This is a genomic window from Cellulosimicrobium sp. GQ32 (assembly GCF_059758455.1).
The window spans coordinates 42,717-66,397 of sequence record NZ_JCAXEP010000013.1; the positions used below are offsets into that span (position 1 = coordinate 42,717).

Sequence of the window (23,681 nt, forward strand, 5' to 3'; positions counted from 1 at the left end):
GGGGCGCACGCACCCGGCCCCACGACGAGCCGCCGGCCGACCGGCCGGGCGAGGGCCGTCGTCGGGCACCCGCACCACCCGAGAGGACCCTCCCGTGATCACCGCTCACGGCGTCGAGCTGCGCGTCGGCGCCCGCGTCCTGCTGCACGAGGCGACCTTCCAGATCGCCTCGGGCGACCGGATCGGTCTCGTCGGGCGCAACGGCGCCGGCAAGACGACCCTGACCAAGACGCTCGCGGGGGAGACCCAGCCGACGGCCGGGAAGATCACGCGCGGGAACGACATCGGCTACCTGCCGCAGGACCCGCGCACGGGCGACCTCGACGTCATCGCGATGGACCGGGTGCTCTCGGCCCGCAGCCTCGACAAGATCGTGCGCCAGATGCGGGAGACGGAGGGCGCGATGGCGAGCGCCGACGTCGAGACGCACGAGGCCGCCATGGAGCGGTACCCGAAGCTCGAGGCGCGCTTCCTCGCCGCCGGCGGGTACGCCGCCGAGAGCGAGGCGCACCGCATCACGAGCAACCTCGGCCTCGACGACCGCGTGCTCGGCCAGCCGCTGAGCACGTTGTCCGGCGGTCAGCGTCGCCGCATCGAGCTCGCGCGCATCCTGTTCTCCGGGGTCGAGACGCTGCTCCTCGACGAGCCGACGAACCACCTCGACGCGGACTCGATCATCTGGCTGCGCGACTACCTCAAGTCGTACAGCGGCGGGTTCGTGGTGATCTCCCATGACGTCGAGCTGCTGCGGGCGACCGTGAACAAGGTGTTCCACCTGGACGCGAACCGCGGCGAGCTCGACCAGTACAACCTCGGTTGGGACGCCTACCTCGCGCAGCGCGAGTCGGACGAGCGCCGCCGCCGTCGCGAGCGGCAGAACGCCGAGAAGAAGGCGGGCGCGCTGCTCGCCCAGGGCGAGAAGATGCGCGCCAAGGCGACCAAGGCAGTCGCCGCGCAGCAGATGATGCGCCGCGCGGAGAAGATGCTCGCAGGGCTCGAGGGCGAGCGCCAGAGCGACAAGGTCGCCAAGCTGCGCTTCCCGAAGCCCGCGCCGTGCGGCCGCACGCCGCTCACCGCGAGCGGCCTGTCCAAGGCGTACGGGTCGCAGGAGGTCTTCGCGGGCGTCGACCTCGCGATCGACCGGGGGAGCCGCGTCGTCGTCCTGGGCCTCAACGGCGCGGGCAAGACGACGCTCCTGCGCATCCTCGGCGGTGTCGAGAAGCCCGACACGGGCGAGGTCCACCCCGGCCACGGGCTGAAGATCGGCTACTACGCCCAGGAGCACGACACGCTCGACATGGACGCGACGGTCGTCGAGAACCTGCGCCACGCCGCGCCCGACCTCACGGACACCCAGGTGCGCTCGGTGCTCGGGTCGTTCCTGTTCTCGGGCGACGACGCGGAGAAGCCGACGAACGTGCTCTCCGGCGGGGAGAAGACGCGCCTCGCGCTCGCGACGCTCGTCGTCTCGGCTGCGAACGTGCTGCTCCTCGACGAGCCGACGAACAACCTCGACCCCGCGTCGCGCGCCGAGATCCTCGGGGCGCTCAAGACGTACGAGGGCGCCGTCGTCATGGTCACGCACGACGACGGCGCGGTCGAGGCGCTCGAGCCCGAGCGCGTCCTGCTGCTGCCCGACGGCGACGAGGACCTGTGGAGCGACGACTACGCGGAGCTCGTCTCGCTCGCCTGACCGGGCCGCCGGCCATGGGCGGCCCCGACGTGCCCGTCGAGCTGGGCGTCGATGAGGGCGTCCTCCTCGTCCTCGGCGCTGGGCCGGCGGGACCGCGGCTCACGGCGCGCCCGGGCGGCATCCGGGTCCTGGGCGGCGAGCAGGTCGCCCGCGGTGAGCGTGGTCTCCTCGCCGCGCGCGTCGCGCCGGTCGCGACGGACCAGGAGCCAGAAGCCGGCGACCGCGCCGATCGCGAACACCGCCCACTGGAACGCGTACGACAGGTGCGACCCGGGGTCGGTGTCGGGCTTGGGCAGGGCCTCGAGCGTCTCGTCGGCCGGTGGCACCTCCGTGCGGAGCTGCCCGTACGCGCCGACCGTGCGCCCGTCCGCCCACGCCGCGCCGTCGGGGCCGGCGGCGAGCACCTGGTCGGTGGAGATCGCCTGGACCTGCCCGTCGGGTGCGTCGCGGCCCGACGGCGGCTCGTCGCCCCGGAGCGTCACGGTCGCCTCGACCTCGCCCTCCGGGGGTGCTGGGACGTCGCCCGGCGTGACGGCGTCGCTGCCGAGCGGGACGAACCCGCGATCGACGACCACGACGAGACCGTCGGGCGCGGAGGACGTGGGGTTCGTCACGAACGGGACGAGCACGTGGAATCCGGGGCTGCCGCCCACGGGGCGGTTGCGCAGCAGGACGGTCGCATCGGTCTCGTAGCGGCCGACGAGCGTCACGGGGCGCCAGAGGTCGGCCTCGCCCAGCGTGGCACCAGGACCGTCCAGGACGGCGTCGACCGGCACCGGCTCGGACGCGTAGTTCGTCTCGATGCGCTCGATCTCCGCCTCGCGCGCGACGTAGCGGTTCCACTGCCAGCGTCCCGCCACGAGGCACAGCGCGACGAGGACGAGGACCCCGACCGCGAGGGTGACCCACTGCCGCGGCGTGCGCGGCTGGTGCGCGTCCGCGGTGGCGCGCTGCGGCGTCGGGCCTGCTGGGGCACCGGGCGCCGGGCTCGACGGCGCGGTCTGCGTCACGGGGCCGCCCGGCGCTCGAGCTCGTCGACGGGCACGGTCGAGCGCCAGAACGAGCGGGCGCCGAGGAACGTCTCCAGGTGCTCGCGGTGCGCGTCGCACGCGAGCCAGACCTTGCGCCGCTCGGGCGTGTGGATCTTGGGGTTGTTCCACAGCAGGCCCCAGACGGCCGCCTCGCGGCAGCCCTTGGCGCTGCACACCAGATCCTCCTCGCCGACGGGGTCGGCGAGGCCCAGGACGTCGGTCACCGGTGGTCCTCCTCGTGGTCCTGCAGGTCGGGCGACTCTCCGCCGGCGATCCCGTGGGATCCCGGCACTCCGGCGGCAGGCAGCGCGCGGTGCTCCATCGGCGAGGTGTCGTAGTGGGCCTGGTCGCGGCCGGTGTTGGCGATGAGCACCGCGCTGTACGGCAGGACGATCGCCGCAGCGGCGAACACCCAGGTCAGCCAGCTCGGCGCGACGAGGATCGCGGCCACGAAGCACACGATGCGGATGCCCATCTGGATGAGGTACTTGCGCTCGCGGCGTGACTGGTCGGCGGCCAGCGGCTCCGGGGCTGACGTGATGCTCGGGACCGCCTCGGCCGACCTCCGGGCCGTGCGTCGTGTGCTCACCCGTCCAGTCTACGTTTGTCGGGACCCCACAAAGTGTGGGGGAGCGGTGTGACCTCGGCGCACCGCGCACGGCGGGGCCCGCGCGCGGTACGGTCGGTGCGGCGCGTTCGCGCGGGCCTGTCACGAGCCCGCGCCAGGCCCACCCGGCACGGGCCGTGCGTGAACCGTCCCCGGCCGCCGACCCACCCGACCGTCCCGAGGAGCCGCACCGTGTCCGAAGCCACCGCACCCGCCCCGCGTACCGTCGTCGTCACCGGCGCGAACCGGGGGATCGGCCGCGCGATCGCCGAGCGGTTCGTCGCGAACGGCGACCGCGTCGCGACCGTCTACCGCGGCGGCGACCTGCCCGAGGGCGTGTTCGGTGCCGTGGCGGACATCACGGACACCGCGGCTGTCGACGCCGCGTTCACCGAGATCGAGAAGGAGCTCGGGCCGGTCGAGGTGCTCGTCGCGAACGCGGGCGTGACGCACGACCAGCTCCTGCTGCGCATGACCGACGAGGACTTCGAGTCCGTGATCGACGTCAACCTCACCGGCACGTTCCGCTGCGTGCGCCGCGTGAGCAAGGGCATGATCCGCCTGCGCCGCGGTCGCATCGTGCTCGTGTCGTCCGTGATCGGCCTCTACGGCGGCGCGGGGCAGGTCAACTACGCGTCCTCCAAGGCCGCGCTCGTCGGCATGGCGCGCTCGATCACGCGCGAGCTCGGGTCGCGCAACATCACGGCGAACGTCGTGGCGCCCGGGTTCATCGACACCGCGATGACCGCCGAGCTGCCCGAGGAGCGCCAGGCCGCGTACAAGGCCGCGATCCCCGCCGGGCGCTTCGCGCAGGCCGAGGAGGTCGCCGGGGTCGTGCAGTTCCTCGCGTCCGACGACGCCGCGTACGTCTCCGGGGCCGTCATCCCCGTCGACGGCGGCCTCGGCATGGGTCACTGACCCCACGCGCGTCCGCGCCCGGCGACGGGCCGTTCGCGGAGCGGCCACGGTCACCCGTGCGCCCGCGCCCCCTCTCTTTCAGTACGCTCAGCCTCAGCGCGCCCGCACGGCGGGTGCACGACGGAAGGAAACCGATGGGTCTGCTCGACGGCAAGAAGCTCCTGATCACCGGAGTGCTCACCGACTCCTCGATCGCGTTCCACGCGGCGCGTCTCGCGCAGGAGGAGGGGGCCGAGGTCGTGCTCTCCTCGTTCGGCCGCCAGATGAAGCTCACGCAGGCCTTCGCCAAGCGCCTGCCCGTCGAGGCGCCCGTCGTGCAGCTCGACGTGACGAACGACGACGACCTCGCCGGCCTGGCCGATGCCCTCCGCGAGCACACGGACCGCCTCGACGGCGTCGTGCACTCGATCGGCTTCGCCCCGCAGAGCGTCATGGGTGGCAACTTCCTCTCCGGCACCTGGGAGGACGTCGCCACTGCGCTCCAGGTCTCGACGTTCTCCTACAAGTCGCTCGCGGTCGCCGCGAAGCCGCTCATGACCGACGGCGGGGCCGTGGTGGGTCTCACGTTCGACGCCCAGTTCGCGTGGCCGGTCTACGACTGGATGGGCGTGGCGAAGGCCGGCCTCGAGTCCGCGAACCGCTACCTCGCGCGCGACCTGGGCCCGGACGGCATCCGTGCCAACCTCGTCTCCGCGGGCCCGATCCGCACGACGGCCGCCAAGTCCATCCCTGGCTTCGAGCAGATGGAGGACGGCTGGCCCAAGCGCGCGCCCCTCGGCTGGGACCAGACGACGGCGGAGCCCGCCGCCCGCGCGGTCGTGGCGCTCCTGTCCGACTGGTTCCCGGCGACGACCGGTGAGATCGTGCACGTCGACGGCGGCGTGCACGCCATGGGGCAGTGACCCAGGAGGAGCGCATGGGCGCGGAGACCACCGACGGCGGCGTGCGCCGCCTCGTCCTCCTGCGCCACGCGAAGGCGGAGCCGGGCGGCGGCAGCGTCGACGACGTGCTGCGTCCCCTCGCCCTCAACGGGCGCAGGCAGGCGGTCCGCGTCGGCGGCGCGCTGCGCGAGACGGGGCTCGTCCCCGAGCGCGTGCTGTGCTCGTCGGCGCTCCGCACGCGCCAGACCTGGGAACTCCTGTCCGCGCACCTGGGCGACGTCGACCCCGACGTCGTCGTGAGCGACGACCTCTACGCGGCCGACGTGACCGACGTGCTGGACCTCGTCCGGTCGACGGACTCGCGCGTCCGCACGCTGCTCGTCGTGGGGCACGAGCCCACGATGGCGGCGACAGCGTCGCACCTGGCCGACCCCGCCTCCGACGGCGGGGCGCTCGCCCAGGTGCGCGTCGGCGTGCCGACCGCGACGTACTCCGTCCTGGAGTCGGCGACGGCCTGGGACTCCTGGGTGCCTCGCGGCGCCCTGCTCACCTACGTGGGTCGCCCGTCCTGACGGTCCCGTCCTGCTCGTGACACGAGAGAGCCCTGGTCCGTGCGGACCAGGGCTCTCTCGCGTGCGGGGCGCGCCTCAGCGGGTCGCGTCCACCCGGTCGACGACGTCGAGGACGGCGTCGATGCGCGGCCCGTCGACGCCGTAGGGCGCCTGGGCCCGGACGACCGGCTTCGCGGCGAACGCGACGCCGATGCCCGCGGCGCCGATCATGTCGAGGTCGTTCGCGCCGTCGCCCACGGCGATCGTCGCGCTCATCGGCAGGCCGAGCTCGGCCGCGAACTCGCGCAGCGCGAGCTCCTTCGCGGCGCGGTCCACCACCGGTCCGGTCGTGCGACCGGTGAGCCGGCCGCCCGCGACCTCGAGCCGGTTCGCGCGGAAGCGGGTGATCCCCAGCTCGGCCGCGAGGTCGGCGACGATCTCCTCGAAGCCGCCCGACACGAGCCCGACCTCCCACCCGCGACGGTGCGCCTCGGCGACGAGCTCGCGCACGCCCGGCGTGAACGTCGCGCGGGCTCGGACGTCGGCGAACGCCTCGACGGGCACGCCGGCGAGGGTCGCGACGCGCTCGCGCAGCGAGGCGCCGAAGTCGATCTCGCCGCGCATCGCGCGCTCGGTCACCTCGGCGACCTCCGCGCGCGTGCCCGCGTGGTCGGCGAGGAGCTCGATGACCTCCTGCTCGATGAGCGTCGAGTCCACGTCCATGACGAGGAGCCGGACGGGGCCGCTCGTGGGGTCGGGGGTCACGCGGGGGCTCCTCGCGGTGTCGGTCTCGTCGATGCCCGGGCCGGGCACCTCGGCGGGCGCGTCGACGGGCAGCGCGACGCGGACGGCGTCGTGCACGACGCCGGCAGGGGTGGGCGTCACTCGACGACCGTCCCCTTGGGCACGACCGTGATGCCGGACTCGGTGACCGTGAACCCGCGGGCACGGTCCTGCTCGGGGTCGAGCCCGATGCGTGCCTGCTCGCCCACGACGACGTTCTTGTCGATGATCGCGCGGTGCACCTGTGCGTGGCGGTGCACCTGCACGCCGTCCATGAGCACGGAGTCGGACACGGACGACCACGAGTGCAGGTAGGTGCCGGGCGAGAGGACCGAGCCGACCGCCGTCGCGCCCGAGATGATCACGCCGGGGGAGACGATCGAGTCCGCGGCGTGCCCGAGGCGACCGCGGCCCGCGTGCACGAACTTCGCGGGCGGCAGGCCCGTGTAGCCCGTGTGCAGCGGCCACTCCTCGTTGTAGAGGTTGAAGACCGGGGTGACCGCGATCAGGTCCTTGTTCGCGTCGTAGTACGAGTCGATCGTCCCCACGTCGCGCCAGTAGTCGCGGTCGCGGTCGGTCGAGCCGGGGACGTCGTTGCGGATGAAGTCGTAGACCGCGGCCGTGCCCTTCTCGACGAACGCAGGCACGATGTCACCGCCCATGTCGTGGCGCGAGTCCGCGTTCGCGGCGTCCGACGTCACGGCGTCGATGAGCGCGTCCGTGTCGATGACGTAGTTGCCCATCGACGCGAGCACCTCGTCGGGCGAGTCGGCGAGGCCCACCGGGTCCTTGGGCTTCTCGCGGAACGCCGCGATCTTCGTCGGGTCCTTCGGGTCGGTCTCGATGACGCCGAACTGGTCCGCCATGGAGATCGGCTGGCGGATGCCCGCGACGGTGAGCTGCGCGCCGGACTCGACGTGCGCGTCGACCATCTGGGAGAAGTCCATGCGGTACACGTGGTCGGCGCCGACCACGACGACGATGTCCGGCCGCTCGTCGTCGATGATGTTGAGGCACTGGTAGATCGCGTCGGCGCTGCCGAGGTACCAGTGCTTGCCGACGCGCTGCTGCGCGGGCACCGGCGCGACGTAGTTGCCCAGGAGCGACGACATGCGCCACGTCTTCGTGATGTGCCGGTCGAGGCTGTGGGACTTGTACTGCGTGAGCACGATGATGTGCAGGTAGTGCGAGTTCACGAGGTTGGACAGCGCGAAGTCCACCAGGCGGTAGATGCCCCCGAACGGCACCGCGGGCTTGGCCCGCGAGGCGGTCAGCGGCATGAGGCGCTTGCCCTCGCCCCCGGCGAGGACGATGGCGAGGACTCGTGGTGCGGCGGCCATGCCCAGACCGTAGCCCCTCGGGGCGGTGCCACGCAGCAGGGAGCCGCATCCTGGGCGCGGCGCGTCCGCGCGCTCGCGCGTGGCGTCGGCGCGCGCCCTCGCGCCTGCCGCGAGACGGGGCCGCCGACGGTCATCGCGGGACCGCGGCGGGGGACTCGGCTACGGTGTGGCGCGTGAGAGTGGACCTGCTGACCCGTGAGTACCCGCCGCACGTCTACGGCGGCGCCGGCGTGCACGTCGCCGAGCTGTCCGCGGTCCTGCGCCGCCACGTCGACGTGCGGGTGCGCTGCTTCGACGGCCCGCGCGGCGAGGACGGCGTGACCGGCTACTCGGTCCCGGGCGTCCTCTCGGGGGCCAACGCCGCGCTCGGCACGTTCGGCGTCGACCTCCAGATGGCCGACGACGTCGCGGGCGCCGACCTCGTCCATTCCCACACCTGGTACGCCAACCTCGGCGGCCACCTGGCCGGGCTGCTGCACGGCGTCCCGCACGTGCTGTCCGCGCACTCGCTCGAGCCGCTGCGCCCGTGGAAGGCCGAGCAGCTCGGCGGCGGGTACGCGCTGTCCTCCTGGGCCGAGCGCACCGCGTACGAGGGAGCGGCCGGGATCATCGCCGTGTCCGGCGGGATGCGCGACGACATCCTGCGGGTCTACCCGCAGGTCGATCCCGCGAAGGTCCACGTGGTGCACAACGGCATCGACCTCGACGGCTGGCGGCGTCCGGAGTCGGAGACGCAGCGCGGTGGCGCCGACGGGGTCGTCCGCGGTCTGGGCATCGACCCCGACCGCCCGGCCGTCGTGTTCGTCGGCCGGATCACGCGCCAGAAGGGCCTGCCGTACCTGCTGCGCGCCGCGCGCTCGCTGCCCGACGAGGTCCAGCTCGTGCTGTGCGCCGGTGCTCCCGACACCCCGGAGATCGCCGCCGAGGTGAGCGGCGCCGTCGCCGAGCTCCAGAAGGAGCGCAGCGGCGTCGTCTGGATCGAGCAGATGCTCCCGCGCGCCGAGCTCGTCGCCGTGCTCGCCGCGTCCACCGTGTTCGTGTGCCCGTCCGTGTACGAGCCGCTCGGCATCGTCAACCTCGAGGCCATGGCCGTCGGGCTGCCCGTCGTCGGGACCGCCACGGGCGGCATCCCCGAGGTCGTGGACGACGGCGTCACGGGCCTCCTCGTCCCGATCGACCAGGCGGACGACGGCACGGGCACCCCGCTCGACCCCGACCGGTTCGTCGCGGACCTCGCGGCTGCGCTGACCCAGGTCGTGAGCGACCCCGAGCGCGCCGCCGTGATGGGCCGCGCCGCACGGCAGCGGGTCGAGGACCACTTCGCCTGGGACGCGATCGGGGAGCGCACGCTCGAGGTCTACCGGACGGTGCTGAGGCAGTCGTGATTGGCGCGGGGAGCGACCGGGTCGACGAGGCGTCGCGCCTCGTCGCCGCCGCACCCCGCGACGTCTACCGGGCCCTCGTCGACCAGGACGCTCTCGTCGCGTGGCTCCCTCCCGAGGGCATGACCGGTCGCTTCGAGCGGTTCGACCCGCACCCCGGCGGTGGCTACCGCATGGTCCTCGCCTACGACGACCCGCACGCCGATCGTGGCAAGACCGGCGAGGGGACGGACATCGTAGACGTCGCGATCATCGACCTCGTGCCCGGCCGGAGCGTCGTGCAGCAGGTCGACTTCCCGTCCGACGACCCGGCCTTCGCCGGCACCATGACGATGACCTGGACCGTCGAGCCCGCCGCGGACGGGGCGCGCGTCACCGTACGCGCCACGGGCGTGCCGTCAGGCATCTCGCCGGAGGACCACGTCGCCGGAATGGCGTCGTCGCTCGCGCACCTCGACGCGTACGTGACCTCGCGCTCCTGAGTCGCCTCGGGCGGGCGACGGGTTGTCCACAAGGCGGGGCGTGCGGGTTTCGCCCGGCGCGTGGTTTCGCTAGGTTGCTGGGCAGCCCGCGCGCCTCGTGGACGTGGCGTGCGGTGGTTCGCATCGATCTGCAGGGGGTCTCGTGCGTCGTTCTCGTGTGCTGTGCCGTGCCCGACGGCGGTCGCTCGTCGTGGGCGCCGTCGTCGCGGTGGGGTGGGTGGTCGCCGGGTGCACCGGGGGCGGCGACCCCGGCCCGTCACCGTCGGTGGAGGAACCGGTGGTGCCGACGCCGTCGGAGACGCCGGAGCCCACGCCGACCGAGACCGGCCCGGCGAAGCCGGAACGTCCCGCGGCGATGGACCGTGACGACGCGGAGGGTGCAGCGGCGGCGGCGGAGTACTTCCTCGAGCTCTACCCGTACGTCATGGCGACCGGCGACACCACCGAGTGGGAAGCCATGTCCCATGCCGAGTGCGGCTACTGCTCCGGCAGCCTCGAGAACGCTAACTGGCTCGTCGAGACCCATTCGGTCTTCACCGGTGGAGCCACGACGACGGAGGTGCTGCACAACTACTCACGAGACGAGGCGACCGGCATCTACCCGGTCGACCTGCGATCGACTCAAGAGTCGATCTTGGTGGTCGACGAGGCTGGCGAAACCGTCGAACAAGTAGACGAAGATGTTCTCGATGTCCGAGTGGAGGTCGGACGAAACGCGGGGCTCTGGGTGATCGTCGAGGTCGTACCTCTCTCCGAGGTGGGCTCCTGATGGATCGTTTCGGCACGCTTCTCGCGCTCGCAGTCCTTCTGACTGGTGGTTCTGGAGTAGCCACGAGCACTGGCCACTTGCATCGGTCGTCGGTGGGGCTCGCGATCTCGGCGCGCCCAGCAGCCTTGTCGAACGCTGCTCCGGGTGGCCCTCCGGGTGGCCCTCCGGGCGGATTCGGTCATAGGGAACAGGCGTCTGGCCAAGAGATTAACGTCGAGGCCTGGCGGGACACAGCCGCCGGAGGGGCCCACGAAGTCGCCCCTTCAGCAGGAGGCCCCGCGACGGAAAGGTACTTCCGCTCCACGCAGAAGTTGTGCGACCTCTTCGACGGGCTGGACGACCCGACGTCGGACTTGTCACAGGGATGCGCAGACTTCCAGAGGCTCGTCGAGGGAGAGCAACTCGAGTGCGAGGCAGACTCGTTCTACCTCGGCGCTCTGTACCGTCAGACCCGCGAGATCAGCGCCGACGGCACGCCGGGTGCGTGGTCTGCGTCCGGCGAGCCCGTCGCGGACCAGTCGTGCGTCACGCCAGCCGATCTCGCCGGAGAGGCCGAGCGCGCATTTGCGACGCTCGCGCTCGCGCCGTCGCCGATCGTCGTGCAGCCCCCCGACGGGTGGACCCTGGTCAACGTCCCCACCATCACGTACACCCAGCCCACCGAGCAGACCCTGGACACGACGCTGCTCGGCATCTCGGTGCAGGTCCGCGCTGCTCCGCGCTCGTTCACCTGGGACTACGGCGACGGCACCACCCCGCTCACCACGACCGACCCGGGAGCGGCCTATCCCCACCACACCGTCGCGCACACGTACGACCAGCCCGCCGACCAGGTCCAGATCGCTCTCACCACGACCTGGTCAGGGCAGTTCCGCATCACCGGCACTCCCACCTGGACCGACGTCACCGGCACCGCCACCACCACCAGCACCGCGGCACCCCTGCGCGTCTACGAGGCTCGATCCCGCCTCGTCACCGACAACCTGCCCGACTGACGCGGCCATCCACCGGGGGGCCGGACCCACCGCAAGAGTCCCGGACGGCCGATCGACTTCGGCGCCCAGCAGCAGATCCGCTACCGCGCCCTCAGAGCAGGTCGTTCTCCGCCTCTTCGATGAGGGTGCTCCACCACGAGTCCGGCCCGGTCGCGGTGCGGTCGATCGCGTGGAGCCGCTTCCGGAGCTTCCTCAGCCGTGCGCGGTGAGAGAGCCCGTTGCCTGCTGGGAGGACGCGAGGACGAACCCGCCCCTCCCGGAAAGCACGAAGACGCTCCGCGGCCTGCTCGGCCGTCATCGTCACCGGTGTCGGCGCGGGCGGCCCGGAGCCCAGATACTCCGCGAAGGCTTCCAGGAAGCCCTCGGTGGCCCTCCGGTCGCGGTTGAGCGGCGAGCATTCGCCTGTTGCGACGTCGCACACCGATGTCGTCCCGTCACTGCCCTCCATGACCAGAAACTCTCCATCGTGCACACTGCCGATCTCGCGAGTGCCGGAATCGACGTCCGCTCTCGCGGTCGCCGGGTACAGGCGGATACCGAACACAGATGCTCCTCGCGTACGCACTCGACTCTCTCGGGACGGACCGCAACACCTTCAGCCCCGCCGCACGACCTTGATCAACGCACCCTAGGCCGACGCGGCGTCGTCCTCATCTCCTGCCCTCGCCGCCCACCTCCCGCACCCGGACGTCGACCTCGGCGCGAGGCGCCTCGGCGACCGGCAGGCGGGACGTCGTCGTGCCCGAGCGCGGCACCCTCGCGAGATCGACCCCAGCGTTCGAGTTCGACCCTCAGCAGGCCGATCTCACGACCTGCGGGTCTCGCGGAACGTCAGGAGGCGATCCAGAGCGTGGCGGCGCCGACGGCGTGGCGGGAGGCGCGGTCGACCTCGCGCAGGGCGGTGGAGCGCTGGTCGGCCTGCCAGAGGTTGACCGAGCCGCCGTCGTCGGCGGTGGCGAGGTCGACGATGGCGCGCAGACGCACGGCCTGGGTGAGGACCTGGACGGCCCGGGGCGGGACCGACGACGGGAGCTGCCAGGTCGGGGCGCCGCCCGCGCGCAGGTCGGCGATGGCACCGGCGGCGTCGTCTCGCCAGCGCGCGACGTCGAGCTCGTCGAGGGCGCGGGTCGCGAGCAGCAGGGCGGTGCGCAGGTCGCGCTCGGCCTCCGCGAGCGTGCCGAGCGCCCCGAGCACGCGGGTGCTCCAGGGCCCGACCGAGGTCACGTGCCAGGTGACGAGGTGACCGGGCTCGAGGTCGCTGCCGAACTCCGTGACCTCGGGCACGAGCGCCCACGACCCGGACGACGTGGTGACGACGACGCACTCGCCGGCGTCGGTCGCGCGCGCCGCGGCCTCCGGCGGGACGCCGGTGACGTCGCCGGGGACCGGGGCGAGCGCTACGACTTCGCGCGCGTCGCCGGCCCAGGCGCCGGCCAGGTCCTCCAGGCGGAGATCGCCCAGCGCCCCGGACACGACGTGCGGCTCGTCGTCGCGCTGTACCGCGCGGAGCAGGCGGGCCAGGCCGTCGTCGTCGCCGAGGCGCACCGCGCGCAGCCAGAGCGCGAGGAGCGCGCTGCGGGGGAGGGCGCCTGCGCTCGAGGCAGAGCCGGGTCCGGGACCGGGACCGGAGGCGTCGTGCGGACCCTCGGACGAGTGTGAGACCACGACGGCCAACCTATAGGGTCGGTGACCATGAGCGCGGTTCTCGACCTGAAGGGCGTCACCGTCCGACGTCACCCCAAGACCATCCTCGACGCGGTGGACTGGCAGGTGAACGAGGGCGAGCGGTGGGTCGTGCTGGGCCGCAACGGCGCCGGCAAGACGACGCTCCTCCAGGTCGCGTCCGCGCGGATGCACCCCACGGCAGGCACCGCTGACATCCTGGGCGAGCGGCTGGGCCGCGTCGACGTCTTCGAGCTCCGGCCACGCATCGGGCTCGCGTCCGCGGCCCTCGCGGAGCAGATCCCCGGAGACGAGACGGTGCGCGACGTCGTGCTCACGGCTGCCTACGGCGTCACCGGGCGCTGGCGCGAGGAGTACGAGGAGTTCGACGCGGAGCGCGCGAGCGACCTGCTCGCCGCGTTCGGCGTGGACCACCTCGCGGACCGCCTGTTCGGCACCCTCTCCGAGGGCGAGCGCAAGCGCACCCAGATCGCGCGGTCGCTCATGACAGACCCCGAGCTCCTGCTCCTCGACGAGCCGGCCGCGGGCCTGGACCTCGGCGGGCGCGAGGAGCTGGTCGGCGCGCTGTCCGAGCTCGCGGGCGACCCGGCGTCCCCGGTGCTCGTCCTCGTCACGCACCACGTCGAGGAGATCCCGCCGGGGTTCACCCACCTGCTCCTGCTCAAGGACGGAGTCGTGCACACGGCCGGCCCGGTCGAGGAGGTCCTCACGGCCGAGAACCTCAGCGACGCGTTCGGCATGCCCCTCCTCGTCGCGCACGGTGGTGGGCGCTGGATGGCGCGCGCCGCGCGGGTGTGACGCACCCGTCCTCGGCCAGGTGCGTCGAGGGGCGTGCTTTCCGGGCGGAAATTCGGTAAAGTACACGTAAAGCGCGCACGTGGGAACGGGGGTCGAGATGGACTGGCTGTGGTGGGTCGGAGCGGCGCTTCTCCTCGCTCTCGTGGAGATCATCTCGCTCGACCTCGTGCTCATCATGCTGGCCGGCGGCTCGCTCGCCGCAGCCGGCGTCAACGCCGCCGGTGGGCCGCTGTGGCTCCAGATCGTGGCGTTCGCGGTCGTGAGCGCCGTCCTGCTGCTCACCCTGCGGCCGTGGCTCCTGCGCCATCTGCGTTCGCGCGTCCCGCTCACGGAGACGAACGTCGCCGCCCACGTCGGCCGCACGGCGCTCGCCGTCGACCGCGTGAGCGAGCTCGGCGGCCGCGTGAAGCTCGTCGGCGAGGTCTGGACCGCGCGGACCGAGCCCGACGCTCCCCAGATCCCCGTGGGGACGGAGGTGCGCGTCGTGCGGATCGACGGCGCGACGGCCGTCGTCGCGCCGCTGCCCGCGCAGCACCCGACCGGGACGTGACCGACCGGCACGACCCGCACCGCGCCGCCGGGCGACCGGTCGCGCCGACGACCAGGAGGTAGTCGATGAACGACCCCAGTCCCGGAACGATCCTCGCGTACGTCGTCCTCGCGCTGATCCTGATCTTCGTGGTCGTCGCGCTCGTCAAGGCGGTGCGCATCGTGCCGCAGGCGGTCGCGATCATCGTCGAGCGCCTGGGCCGGTACTCACGCACCCTCGAGCCGGGCCTGCACCTCCTGGTGCCGTTCATCGACCGCGTGCGCGCCTCGGTCGACCTGCGCGAGCAGGTCGTCTCGTTCCCGCCGCAGCCCGTGATCACGTCGGACAACCTCGTGGTCAGCATCGACACGGTGATCTACTTCCAGGTCACGGAGCCCAAGTCGGCGGTCTACGAGATCGCGAACTACATCACCGCGATCGAGCAGCTCACCGTCACGACGCTGCGCAACGTCATCGGCTCGATGGACCTCGAGCAGACGCTCACGAGCCGTGACCAGATCAACGGCCAGCTCCGCGGTGTCCTCGACGAGGCGACGGGTCGCTGGGGCATCCGCGTCAACCGCGTCGAGCTCAAGTCGATCGACCCGCCCCCCAGCGTGCAGGGCTCCATGGAGCAGCAGATGCGCGCCGAGCGTGACCGCCGCGCCGCCATCCTCACCGCGGAGGGCGTCAAGCAGTCGCAGATCCTCACGGCCGAGGGCGAGAAGCAGGCGGCGATCCTCCGGGCCGAGGGTGACGCGCAGTCCAAGATCCTCACCGCCGAGGGCGAGGCCCGCGCGATCCTCCAGGTGTTCGACGCCATCCACGAGGGCGACGCCGACCCCAAGCTGCTCGCGTACCAGTACCTCCAGATGCTCCCGCAGATCGCGAACGGCAGCGCCAGCAAGCTGTGGGTCGTGCCGACGGAGTTCACGGCGGCGCTCGGGTCCATCGCCAAGGGGTTCGGCGGCGTGCCGGGGATCGACGGCGGGGGAGTGCCGAGTGGGACGCCCGCCCAGGACGCGGAGGCGGCCGAGGCGAGCGCCGAGGCGCGTCGCGAGCGCGAGCGCGACCGCGTGAAGTTCGGCGTGCCGTCGCTCACCGACCCGTCGGAGGCGCTGGCCGAGGCGCGCCGCCAGGCCGAGGCGGCCACCGCGGACGCCACGAGCGCAGGCACGCGGTCCGGTCTCCCGTTCGACCCGCAGACGGAGCGTGGCCAGCACCCGGGTGGCTCCGGTGAGCACCGCGCGGGCCCGCCGGAGCCGGGTGCCGCGACGCCGCGCCCGCTGGGCGGCCCCTCCCAGTACGCGCCGCCCCCGCCGCCCGTCGAGGACGCGCCCGAGACGGACGAGCCGCCGGCCGACGGGCCGCCGCCGTCGTTCCCGCCGCACCGCTGACCTCCGTGGTCGACTCCGCGCGGTCGACTTCGACAGCACGGCCACGCTGACGCGCGCGTCGCACGCGCGGTCCTCGTGACGTGCGGCCGACGACGGTCCGCGCTGCAGAGCCCCGCACCCTCCCGGGTGCGGGGCTCTCGCGCGTCGGGGGTGCGCCGTCGGTGGCGCTCGCGGCGTTCCGCCATGAGCGGACCTTCTTGCGAGTGAGTGCTCACTCAGTTAGCGTCAGCCTCGTGACACAGCTCCCCGTAGCGGCGAACACACCGCCTGAGAGGTCGCCCGACGCGATGCCCGACGCGCCGGACACGCCCGCTCCTGAGCGCACGCGCGCGCGGCCGCTCTCGCGCGAGGAACGGCGCGACGCGATCGCCGCCGCGACGATCCCGCTCCTCGTCGAGCACGGCGCCGCCGTGACGACGCGCCAGATCGCCGACGCCGCAGGCGTCGCGGAGGGCACGCTGTTCCGCGCGTTCGCGGACAAGGACGAGATCCTGCACGCCGCCGTCGTGCGTTCGCTCGACCCCGCGCCCGCGGTCGCGGCGATCGGCCTGCTCCCGGACGACGACGGGCTGCGCCCGCTCGTGGTGAGCATCGTCGAGTTCCTGCTCGAGGCGCAGCGGGTCGGCATGCGGATCTTCGCCGCCGCGCACCAGGTGCTCGACCCGCACCGCCACTCCGCCGACCGGGGAACCGCCCCGCACGGGGGCGCGGTGCCCGACCGCCTGACCGCGGACCGCGTCGAGACCGTGCGCCGGATGCGGGCCGGGGACGGCCCGGACGCCCGCCGGGCGGGCTTCGACGCGCGGGAGCGGTCCGCGCGCGAGATCGTCGGCGCGATCGAGCGCAAGCTCGCGGCCCACGGCGCGGCGCTGCGCGTGGAGCCGGGGCTCGCGGCGCGCGCCGTCTTCTCCCTCGTCTTCGGAAACGCCTTGCCGCACCTCTCGGGCGGTGACAGGCTCGACGCCGTGCAGCTCGCCGACCTGATCCTGGGCGGCATCGGAGCGGACGTCACCACCGACCCCTCGCCCTGACGGGCCCCACCGCGCCCCGACAGCCCTCGCCCGGCTCCGTCCCCGGTTCGAGGCCCCGACGCACCTGGAGCGTCCACGGCCCGACCGCCCGTCCCGTAGCCCCCACCCGGACAGGAAACCCATGCTCGTCAGCCTCTTGCGGACGCGGTTGCGTCCCTACCTGACACCGATCCTCATCCTCCTCGGCCTCCAGCTCGTCGCGACGCTCGCGTCGCTGTACCTGCCGAGCCTCAACGCCGACATCATCGACCAGGGCGTCACGCAGGGCGACACCGCCTACATCATGCGCACCGGCGGACTCATGCTCCTCGTGAGCCTCGGCCAGGTCGTGTGCGCGGTCGCCGCGGTCTACTTCGGCGCGCGGGTCGCGATGTCGTTCGGCCGCGACGTGCGCGCCGGGCTGTTCACCAACGTGCAGCGCTTCTCCGCCCAGGAGATGGGCCAGTTCGGTGCGCCGTCCCTCATCACGCGCACCACGAACGACGTGCAGCAGGTGCAGATGCTCGTGCTGCTGTCGCTGACCATCATGGTCATGGCGCCGATCATGCTGGTCGGCGGCGTGGTCATGGCGCTCCAGGAGAACGTCGAGCTCTCTGCCCTGCTGCTCGTCATCGTGCCCGTGCTCGGCGTGAGCGTGGGGCTGATCATCTGGCGGATGGTCCCGTACTTCCGGCAGATGCAGAAGAAGATCGACGGGATCAACGCCGTCCTGCGCGAGCAGATCACGGGCATCCGCGTGATCCGGGCGTTCGTGCGCGAGCGGCGCGAGGCCGAGCGGTTCGACGTCGCGAACGACGCGCTGTTCGACGTCTCGCTCAAGGCGGGCAAGCTTATGGCGCTCATGTTCCCGACCGTCATGCTCGTCATGAACGCGTCGAGCATCGCGGTGCTGTGGTTCGGCGGTCGCCAGATCGACGCGGGCGACATGGAGGTCGGGGCGCTCACCGCGTTCCTGTCCTACCTCATGTACATCCTCATGGCCGTGATGATGTCGACGATGATGTTCATGATGGTGCCGCGCGCGGCGGTCTCCGCCGAGCGCATCACGGACGTCCTGCGCACGACCGCCACGGTCGTCGAGCCGGAACAGCCCGTGGTCCTCACCTCGCGCATCGGGCGCGTCGAGCTCGACGGCGTCGAGTTCCGCTACCCGGGCGCCGAGGAACCCGTGCTGCACGACGTCTCGTTCGTCGCCGAGCCCGGGCAGACGACCGCGATCATCGGCTCGACCGGCTCCGGCAAGACGACGCTGCTCAACCTCGTGCCGCGGCTGTTCGACGTCACGGGCGGGTCCGTGCGGATCGACGGGACCGACGTGCGCGACCTCACGGGCGCCGACCTCGGGTCGCTCCTCGGCCTCGTGCCGCAGAAGGCGTACCTGTTCTCCGGCACGGTCGCGGACAACCTCCGGTACGGCCGACCCGACGCGACCGAGGAGCAGATGTGGGAGGCGCTCGACGTCGCCCAGGCCCGCGAGTTCGTCGAGGCGCTCGACGGCGGTCTCGACGCACCCGTCGCGCAAGGTGGGACGAACTTCTCGGGCGGCCAGCGTCAGCGTCTCGCCATCGCCCGTGCGATCGTGCGCGACCCCGCGGTCTACCTGTTCGACGACTCGTTCTCCGCGCTCGACTACGCGACGGACGCCCGCCTGCGCGCGGCGCTCGCGCCCCGCACGCGGCGCTCGACCGTGATCGTCGTGGCGCAGCGCGTCGCGACGATCCGCGGCGCCGACCAGATCCTCGTGCTCGACCACGGCCGCATCGTCGGCCGCGGCACGCACGCCGAGCTCCTCGAGTCCAACGAGACGTACCAGGAGATCGTCTACTCCCAGCTCTCGATCGAGGAGGCAGCATGAGCGGCGAGCACGACGCCTCGCGCACGCCCGCGTCGTCGGGCCCCGGCGCGCCCGGAACGGACGCGCCTGCCGCGAAGGGCCGCGACGTCGCATCCACGCGCATGGTCGGACGGCCCCGTGGCGGCGGCCCCGGCCCCATGGGCGGCATGGGGGTGCCCGGGGAGAAAGCGCTCGACTTCAAGGGCTCCCTGCGCCGGTTCGCGGCGTCGCTGCGACCCGAGCGCGTGCCGATCGTCGCCGTCGTGATCCTCGGCGTCGTGTCGGTGGCGCTCGCCGTCGCCGGCCCCAAGCTCCTCGGCAACGCGACGAACATCATCTTCGCGGGCGTCGTCGGCTCTCAGCTCCCCGCAGGCGTGACGCAGGCCCAGGCCGTCGACGCGCTGCGCGCCCAGGGGCAGGACCAGATCGCGGACCTCGTCTCCGGCGTGCCCGGCCTCGTCCCCGGCGAGGGCATCGACTTCACGGCGCTCGCGACCGTGCTCGCGTGGGTGCTCGCGGTCTACGTCGGATCGTTCCTGTTCGGGTGGCTCCAGGGGCGCATCACGGCGATCGTCGTGCAGCGCACCGTCTACCGGCTGCGCGGCGAGGTGCAGGCCAAGCTCGGGCGCCTCCCGCTGTCCTACTTCGACCGCAACCCGCGTGGCGAGATCCTCTCGCGCGTGACGAACGACATCGACAACATCTCCCAGACGCTCACCCAGACGCTCTCGCAGCTCGTGACGTCGGTGCTCACCGTGGTCGGCGTGCTCGGCGTGATGTTCTGGATCTCGCCGCTGCTCGCGGTGGTCGCGCTCGTGACGGTGCCGCTGTCCGTGCTCATCACGGCGCAGATCGCGAAGCGCTCGCAGCCGCAGTTCATCCAGCAGTGGGCCGCCACGGGGCGCCTCAACGCCCACATCGAGGAGATGTACACCGGGCACACGCTCGTCAAGGTCTACGGCCACCAGCAGGCCGCGATCGACGACTTCGAGCGCGAGAACGGCGCCCTGTACGACGCGAGCTTCAAGGCGCAGTTCATCTCCGGCACCATCCAGCCGGCGATGGGCTTCATCGCGAACCTCAACTACGTGATCGTCGCGGTCGTCGGCGGGCTGCGCGTCGCGTCGGGCACCATGACGCTCGGCGACGTGCAGGCGTTCATCCAGTACTCGCGCCAGTTCACGCAGCCCATCACGCAGATCGCGTCGATGATGAACCTGCTCCAGTCGGGCGTCGCGTCGGCCGAGCGCGTCTACGACCTGCTCGACGCCGAGGAGCAGACGCCGGACCCGTCGCCTGCGGAGACGGTCGACCCGGTGCGCGGCCGCGTCGCGTTCGACGACGTGTCGTTCTCCTACAGCCCCGACACGCCGCTCATCGAGCACCTCGACCTCGTCGTCGAGCCCGGCCAGACGATCGCGATCGTCGGGCCGACGGGGGCGGGCAAGACCACGCTCGTCAACCTGCTCATGCGGTTCTACGACGTCGACTCCGGCCGGATCACGCTCGACGGCGTGGACACGCGCGCCATGACGCGCGACGACCTGCGCTCCGACATCGGGATGGTGCTCCAGGACACGTGGCTGTTCAAGGGCACGATCGAGGAGAACCTGCGCTACGGCGTGCGCGACGGGCGCGACGTGGGCGAGGAGGAGTTCCTCGCGGCGACGCGCGCGACGCACGTCGACCCGTTCGTGCGCACGCTGCCCGACGGGTACGCGACGGTGATCGACGACGAGGGCTCGAGCGTGAGCGCGGGGGAGAAGCAGCTCCTCACGATCGCGCGCGCGTTCCTCGCCGACCCGGCGATCCTCGTGCTCGACGAGGCGACGAGCTCGGTCGACACGCGCACCGAGGTGCTGGTCCAGCAGGCGATGAACGCGCTGCGCGAGGGGCGCACGTCGTTCGTCATCGCGCACCGCCTGTCGACGATCCGCGACGCGGACACGATCCTCGTCATGGAGCACGGCTCGATCGTCGAGCAGGGCTCGCACGACGAGCTGCTCGCGGCCGGCGGCGCGTACGCGCGGCTGTACGAGAGCCAGTTCGCGGCTCCGGTCGGCGCCGAGGCGGAGGACGACGCGGTGGACGCCGCCGCGGCCCCCGCGGGGCGGTCGGCGGGCGCCTGACGGACGGCTGGCACGGCTCGGCCCGCGTGCGTCCGCCTGAGGGCGGAAAGACGCGGGCCGAGCCGTGTGACGACCGGGGAACCGCGCTCAGGCGAGCGAGAGGAAGAGCTTCTCGAGCTTCGCCACGTCGAGCGTCGGGTCCTCGCCGTCCTCGGCCGGCTCGGTGAAGCACTGGCGCATGCCGGACGCGATGATCGCGAAGCCCGCGCGGTCGAGCGCGCGCGACACGGCCGAGAGCTGCGTGACGACGTCCTCGCAGTCCCGGCCCTCGTCGATCATGCGCACGACGGCCGCGAGCTGGCCCTGGGCGCGCTTGAGCCGGTTGACGACCTTGTCCATGTCGGTGCGGTCGAGCTCCACGGGTGTTCTCCTGCATTCGTCTGGGAGGGGTGGCAGCGAGCGGGCTGCCGGCAGGTCTGCGTCCGCCGGGCTCGCCTCGGGGTCGGGTCGGCGGGGTCGGTGTCAGGCGCAGGTGCAGCGCTGCTCGGGCGGCACCTCGGCCATGACCTCGTCGGCGTGCATGCCGCAGCCGGTCCAGGTGGTCTTGCCGCACGTGCGGCACAGGGCGGGACTGCACACGGTGTGTCTCCTCGGTTCGGGGTTCGGGGTTCGGGGTTCGGGGTCGGCCGGACCGCTGTCCGGGCGGGCCTGGGCGGTCGGTGCAGGATCAGCGTCGCACGGCTCCGCCCGCGGCCTGCCACGCGCCGAGCCCGCCGGACAGGCTCGTCGCGGTGTAGCCGAGCGACCGGAGCTGGCGGGCCGCGGTGCGCGAGCGCATCCCGGACGCGCACACGACGACGACGGTCGCGCCGTCCTTCAGGCGCCGGGGCGCGGCCGACGGGACGTCGGCGAGCGGCACGTGCACGGCCTGGGGCGCGTGCCCGGCGCGCCACTCGTCGCGCTCGCGCACGTCCAGGAGCGTCGCGCCGTCGCGGACGAGCTGCACCGCGGTGGCGGCGTCGACGGTCGGGCGCACGCCGCCGTCGTCGGACGAGCGGGAGAGCAGACGGCGGAGGCGGTCGATCATGCGGGGACTCCTTCGAGGATGCGCGCGGCGCGCGGGGTGGTGGTCAGGGTGAGCCAGCCGCCGGAGAGGTTGCGCGCGTCGAGCCCGGCGGCGAGCAAGATGCGAGTGGCGAGGTAGGAGCGCACGCCGCTCGCGCAGTGCACGGCGACGGGGCGCCCCGCCGCGGCGGCGCGCACCTCGTCGAGCCGCTCGCGCAGCTCGGTGTGCGGCACGTTGAGGGCGCCGTCGAGGTGGCCGCCGGCGTGCTCGGCGCGCGACCGGACGTCGAGCACGAGGGAGGTCGCGACGACCTCGTCGAGGTCGGCCGCGTGCCACTGCGGCATGGTGCCGTCGAGCACGTTCTGGGCGACGAAGCCCAGCATGTTGACGACGTCCTTGGCGGCGCCGTAGGGCGGGGCGTACGCGAGCTCGAGCTCGGCGAGGTCGTCGGCGGTGAGCCCGGCGCGCAGCGCGGTCGCGAGCACGTCGATGCGCTTGTCCACCCCGGCGCGGCCCACGGCCTGCGCGCCGAGCAGGCGGCCGTCGGGCGCGAAGCTCGCCGTCACGTGCACCGGCTCCGCCCCGGGGAACCACCCCGCGTGGTGGGCGGCGTGGACCCGGACCTGTTCGTGCGCCATGCCGGCGGCCGTCAGCGTCGCGTGGCTCGGCCCGGTGACGGCGGCCGCGAGGCCGAACACGCGCACGACGGCGGTGCCGAGCACGGGCGCCTGCGGCGTCGTCGGGTGGCCCAGCATCGAGTCAGCGGCGCGCCGGCCCTGGCGGTTGGCCGGGCCCGCGAGCGGGACGGGCCCCCTCGCGCCGGTCACCGCGTGCACGACCTCGACGGCGTCGCCGACGGCCCACACGTGCGGGTCGGACGTGCGCTGGTCGGCGTCGACGCGGATCGCGCCGCGCTCGCCGAGCGCGAGCCCCGCGGCCGCGGCGAGGTCGCTCGCGGGCCGTACACCCACGCTGACGAGCACCACGTCGGCCTCGAGGGCTGTGCCGTCCGTGAGCTCGAGCGCGACGGCGTGGTGCGCGCCCGCCGGCAGCGGCACGACGGCGCTCGCGGAGGTTCCGAGGTGGAGCCCGACGCCGTGGTCGCGCAGCTCCTCCGCGAGCAGCGGCGCGAGGTCCGGCTCGAGCGGCGGGAGCACCTGGTCGGCACGCTCGACGACGTCGACGGACAGGCCACGGGTGACGAGCGCCTCCACGGCCTCGAGCCCGATGAACCCCGCACCGACGACGACGGCCCGCACGGGGGCGGTGCGCCCCGCTGTGACCTCGGCCTCGAGGGCCGCGAGCCGCTCGGCGATCGCGTCGAGGTCCGCGATCGTCCGCAGCGTATGGACCGCCGGGTGGTCGAGACCCTCGACCGGCGGGAGCACGGTCGTCGCGCCCGGCGCGAGGAGGAGCGCGTCGTAGGCGAGCTCGTAGGTCTCGCCCTCGGCCGTGACGGTGACCGTCCGCGCGGTCCGGTCGATCGCCGTGACGCGGTGCCGGGTCCGGACGTCCAGGTCGAGGCTCGCGCGCAGCGACGCGGGGGAGTGGAGCAGGAGGGTGTCGCGGTCCGCGATCTCGCCCGACACCTGGTACGGCAGGCCGCAGCCCGCGAACGAGACGTGGTCGGACTGCTCGAGCACGACGATCGACGCGTGCTCGTCGAGGCGGCGGGCGCGCGCGGCGGCGCTCATGCCGCCCGCGACGCCCCCGACGACGACGATGCGGCGCAGCCCGTCGGAGTCGGACGGGTGGGCGGTCAGGCCGGTGGTCGAGGGGATCATGACTCGACGATACCCTGGGGGGTATCCCTGGAGGCAAACCGACAGCGGTGAGAGGTCC

The 23,681-nt window shown here is 73.0% G+C and carries 25 protein-coding genes; 14 read left to right on the top strand and 11 right to left on the bottom strand.

What is annotated here, in order from left to right; all coding sequences use genetic code 11:
* Positions 1-94 precede the first annotated feature (94 nt).
* Positions 95-1,693, top strand: a complete 1,599-nt coding sequence (locus tag AC6CH9_RS17990; RefSeq protein WP_168731736.1) for an ABC-F family ATP-binding cassette domain-containing protein — start codon at positions 95-97, stop codon at positions 1,691-1,693.
* Here AC6CH9_RS17990 and AC6CH9_RS17995 read toward each other — a convergent pair.
* The 3 genes from AC6CH9_RS17995 to AC6CH9_RS18005 are packed head-to-tail and all read right to left on the bottom strand — an operon-like array spanning position 1,666 to position 3,313.
* A complete protein-coding gene (locus AC6CH9_RS17995; protein ID WP_498156128.1) occupies positions 1,666-2,703 on the bottom strand; it encodes an SURF1 family cytochrome oxidase biogenesis protein in 1,038 nt (345 codons plus the stop codon). The two genes, AC6CH9_RS17990 and AC6CH9_RS17995, sit on opposite strands and share 28 nt — an antisense overlap.
* Positions 2,700-2,948: a hypothetical protein gene (locus tag AC6CH9_RS18000; protein WP_237842974.1), complete on the bottom strand. Its 249-nt coding sequence runs from the start codon at positions 2,946-2,948 to the stop codon at positions 2,700-2,702. Before AC6CH9_RS18000 ends, AC6CH9_RS17995 begins: the two co-directional genes overlap by 4 nt.
* Positions 2,945-3,313, bottom strand: coding sequence for a DUF3099 domain-containing protein (locus AC6CH9_RS18005; protein ID WP_498156129.1), 369 nt, complete (start codon positions 3,311-3,313; stop codon positions 2,945-2,947). The genes AC6CH9_RS18000 and AC6CH9_RS18005 overlap by 4 nt, the downstream gene beginning before the upstream one ends.
* 210 nt (positions 3,314-3,523) lie before the next feature.
* Between AC6CH9_RS18005 and fabG the strand changes: the two genes are divergently transcribed.
* The 3 genes from fabG to AC6CH9_RS18020 all read left to right on the top strand — a co-directional run bounded on the left by fabG (position 3,524) and on the right by AC6CH9_RS18020 (position 5,702).
* Entirely contained in the window at positions 3,524-4,249 is a 726-nt protein-coding gene (fabG, locus tag AC6CH9_RS18010) for a 3-oxoacyl-ACP reductase FabG (protein ID WP_400555467.1), read from the top strand.
* A 134-nt stretch (positions 4,250-4,383) separates the two neighbouring features.
* On the top strand, positions 4,384-5,151 hold the full coding sequence (gene fabI, locus AC6CH9_RS18015; protein ID WP_047233141.1) for an enoyl-ACP reductase FabI: 768 nt from the start codon (positions 4,384-4,386) through the stop codon (positions 5,149-5,151).
* A gap of 14 nt (positions 5,152-5,165) precedes the next feature.
* Positions 5,166-5,702, top strand: a complete 537-nt coding sequence (locus tag AC6CH9_RS18020; RefSeq protein ID WP_498156130.1) for a SixA phosphatase family protein — start codon at positions 5,166-5,168, stop codon at positions 5,700-5,702.
* Positions 5,703-5,777: 75 nt separating this feature from the next.
* Here the strand turns inward: AC6CH9_RS18020 and serB are convergent, their stop codons facing one another.
* A complete protein-coding gene (serB, locus tag AC6CH9_RS18025) occupies positions 5,778-6,446 on the bottom strand; it encodes a phosphoserine phosphatase SerB (protein WP_498156188.1) in 669 nt (222 codons plus the stop codon).
* Between the two features lie 116 nt (positions 6,447-6,562).
* Complete coding sequence (gene glgC, locus AC6CH9_RS18030; protein ID WP_047233139.1) at positions 6,563-7,804, bottom strand: glucose-1-phosphate adenylyltransferase; 1,242 nt, start codon at positions 7,802-7,804, stop codon at positions 6,563-6,565.
* 173 nt (positions 7,805-7,977) lie between these two features.
* Between glgC and glgA the strand changes: the two genes are divergently transcribed.
* From glgA to AC6CH9_RS18050, 4 genes are all read left to right on the top strand, one after another.
* Positions 7,978-9,189 carry a glycogen synthase gene (gene glgA / locus AC6CH9_RS18035; RefSeq protein WP_498156131.1) on the top strand — a complete coding sequence of 404 codons (1,212 nt, stop codon included), beginning with the start codon at positions 7,978-7,980 and terminating at the stop codon, positions 9,187-9,189.
* Entirely contained in the window at positions 9,186-9,668 is a 483-nt protein-coding gene (locus AC6CH9_RS18040; RefSeq protein WP_498156132.1) for an SRPBCC domain-containing protein, read from the top strand. The genes glgA and AC6CH9_RS18040 overlap by 4 nt, the downstream gene beginning before the upstream one ends.
* A 190-nt stretch (positions 9,669-9,858) precedes the next feature.
* The gene (locus tag AC6CH9_RS18045) at positions 9,859-10,437 is read left to right on the top strand and encodes a DUF6318 family protein (RefSeq protein WP_498156133.1); all 579 of its coding nucleotides are present in this window, start codon (positions 9,859-9,861) and stop codon (positions 10,435-10,437) included.
* A complete protein-coding gene (locus AC6CH9_RS18050; RefSeq protein ID WP_498156134.1) occupies positions 10,437-11,432 on the top strand; it encodes a hypothetical protein in 996 nt (331 codons plus the stop codon). The genes AC6CH9_RS18045 and AC6CH9_RS18050 overlap by 1 nt, the downstream gene beginning before the upstream one ends.
* A gap of 91 nt (positions 11,433-11,523) precedes the next feature.
* Here AC6CH9_RS18050 and AC6CH9_RS18055 read toward each other — a convergent pair whose 3' ends face one another.
* Together AC6CH9_RS18055 and AC6CH9_RS18060 are read right to left on the bottom strand one after the other, a co-directional pair.
* Positions 11,524-11,976: a hypothetical protein gene (locus tag AC6CH9_RS18055; RefSeq protein ID WP_498156135.1), complete on the bottom strand. Its 453-nt coding sequence runs from the start codon at positions 11,974-11,976 to the stop codon at positions 11,524-11,526.
* Between the two features lie 287 nt (positions 11,977-12,263).
* Positions 12,264-13,097 (bottom strand): Rv1486c family protein, encoded by an 834-nt coding sequence (locus tag AC6CH9_RS18060; RefSeq protein WP_498156136.1) that lies wholly within the window; start codon positions 13,095-13,097, stop codon positions 12,264-12,266.
* Positions 13,098-13,124: 27 nt separating this feature from the next.
* Here AC6CH9_RS18060 and AC6CH9_RS18065 point away from each other — a divergent pair, with 27 nt between their 5' ends.
* The 6 genes from AC6CH9_RS18065 to AC6CH9_RS18090 all read left to right on the top strand — a co-directional run bounded on the left by AC6CH9_RS18065 (position 13,125) and on the right by AC6CH9_RS18090 (position 20,833).
* The gene (locus AC6CH9_RS18065) at positions 13,125-13,913 is read left to right on the top strand and encodes an ATP-binding cassette domain-containing protein (protein WP_494179935.1); all 789 of its coding nucleotides are present in this window, start codon (positions 13,125-13,127) and stop codon (positions 13,911-13,913) included.
* A 79-nt stretch (positions 13,914-13,992) separates the two neighbouring features.
* Positions 13,993-14,463 carry an NfeD family protein gene (locus AC6CH9_RS18070; protein WP_498156137.1) on the top strand — a complete coding sequence of 157 codons (471 nt, stop codon included), beginning with the start codon at positions 13,993-13,995 and terminating at the stop codon, positions 14,461-14,463.
* Between the two features lie 65 nt (positions 14,464-14,528).
* The gene (locus AC6CH9_RS18075) at positions 14,529-15,839 is read left to right on the top strand and encodes an SPFH domain-containing protein (RefSeq protein WP_498156138.1); all 1,311 of its coding nucleotides are present in this window, start codon (positions 14,529-14,531) and stop codon (positions 15,837-15,839) included.
* A 233-nt stretch (positions 15,840-16,072) separates the two neighbouring features.
* Complete coding sequence (locus tag AC6CH9_RS18080; RefSeq protein ID WP_498156139.1) at positions 16,073-16,870, top strand: TetR/AcrR family transcriptional regulator; 798 nt, start codon at positions 16,073-16,075, stop codon at positions 16,868-16,870.
* A gap of 121 nt (positions 16,871-16,991) precedes the next feature.
* Positions 16,992-18,725, top strand: a complete 1,734-nt coding sequence (locus AC6CH9_RS18085) for an ABC transporter ATP-binding protein (protein ID WP_498156140.1) — start codon at positions 16,992-16,994, stop codon at positions 18,723-18,725.
* Positions 18,722-20,833 carry an ABC transporter ATP-binding protein gene (locus AC6CH9_RS18090; protein WP_498156141.1) on the top strand — a complete coding sequence of 704 codons (2,112 nt, stop codon included), beginning with the start codon at positions 18,722-18,724 and terminating at the stop codon, positions 20,831-20,833. The genes AC6CH9_RS18085 and AC6CH9_RS18090 overlap by 4 nt, the downstream gene beginning before the upstream one ends.
* An 87-nt stretch (positions 20,834-20,920) precedes the next feature.
* Here AC6CH9_RS18090 and AC6CH9_RS18095 read toward each other — a convergent pair whose 3' ends face one another.
* The 4 genes from AC6CH9_RS18095 to AC6CH9_RS18110 form a co-directional block, all read right to left on the bottom strand.
* Positions 20,921-21,193 carry a metal-sensitive transcriptional regulator gene (locus tag AC6CH9_RS18095; RefSeq protein ID WP_498156142.1) on the bottom strand — a complete coding sequence of 91 codons (273 nt, stop codon included), beginning with the start codon at positions 21,191-21,193 and terminating at the stop codon, positions 20,921-20,923.
* A gap of 102 nt (positions 21,194-21,295) precedes the next feature.
* On the bottom strand, positions 21,296-21,412 hold the full coding sequence (locus AC6CH9_RS18100) for a DUF8730 family Cys-rich protein (RefSeq protein ID WP_488179681.1): 117 nt from the start codon (positions 21,410-21,412) through the stop codon (positions 21,296-21,298).
* A gap of 88 nt (positions 21,413-21,500) precedes the next feature.
* Complete coding sequence (locus AC6CH9_RS18105) at positions 21,501-21,860, bottom strand: rhodanese-like domain-containing protein (protein WP_498156143.1); 360 nt, start codon at positions 21,858-21,860, stop codon at positions 21,501-21,503.
* A complete protein-coding gene (locus AC6CH9_RS18110) occupies positions 21,857-23,623 on the bottom strand; it encodes an FAD-dependent oxidoreductase (RefSeq protein ID WP_498156144.1) in 1,767 nt (588 codons plus the stop codon). The genes AC6CH9_RS18105 and AC6CH9_RS18110 overlap by 4 nt, the downstream gene beginning before the upstream one ends.
* Positions 23,624-23,681: the final 58 nt, after the last annotated feature.

Bases quoted from the DNA above. Each gene is read 5' to 3' on its own strand.
- AC6CH9_RS18110 (WP_498156144.1), bottom strand. From the start codon at position 23,623: ATGATCCCCTCGACCACCGGCCTGACCGCCCACCCGTCCGACTCCGAC.
- fabI (WP_047233141.1), top strand. From the start codon at position 4,384: ATGGGTCTGCTCGACGGCAAGAAGCTCCTGATCACCGGAGTGCTCACC.
- AC6CH9_RS18085 (WP_498156140.1), top strand. From the start codon at position 16,992: ATGCTCGTCAGCCTCTTGCGGACGCGGTTGCGTCCCTACCTGACACCG.
- AC6CH9_RS18075 (WP_498156138.1), top strand. From the start codon at position 14,529: ATGAACGACCCCAGTCCCGGAACGATCCTCGCGTACGTCGTCCTCGCG.
- AC6CH9_RS18105 (WP_498156143.1), bottom strand. From the start codon at position 21,860: ATGATCGACCGCCTCCGCCGTCTGCTCTCCCGCTCGTCCGACGACGGC.
- AC6CH9_RS18090 (WP_498156141.1), top strand. From the start codon at position 18,722: ATGAGCGGCGAGCACGACGCCTCGCGCACGCCCGCGTCGTCGGGCCCC.
- AC6CH9_RS18050 (WP_498156134.1), top strand. From the start codon at position 10,437: ATGGATCGTTTCGGCACGCTTCTCGCGCTCGCAGTCCTTCTGACTGGT.
- glgC (WP_047233139.1), bottom strand. From the start codon at position 7,804: ATGGCCGCCGCACCACGAGTCCTCGCCATCGTCCTCGCCGGGGGCGAG.
- AC6CH9_RS18020 (WP_498156130.1), top strand. From the start codon at position 5,166: ATGGGCGCGGAGACCACCGACGGCGGCGTGCGCCGCCTCGTCCTCCTG.
- AC6CH9_RS18065 (WP_494179935.1), top strand. From the start codon at position 13,125: ATGAGCGCGGTTCTCGACCTGAAGGGCGTCACCGTCCGACGTCACCCC.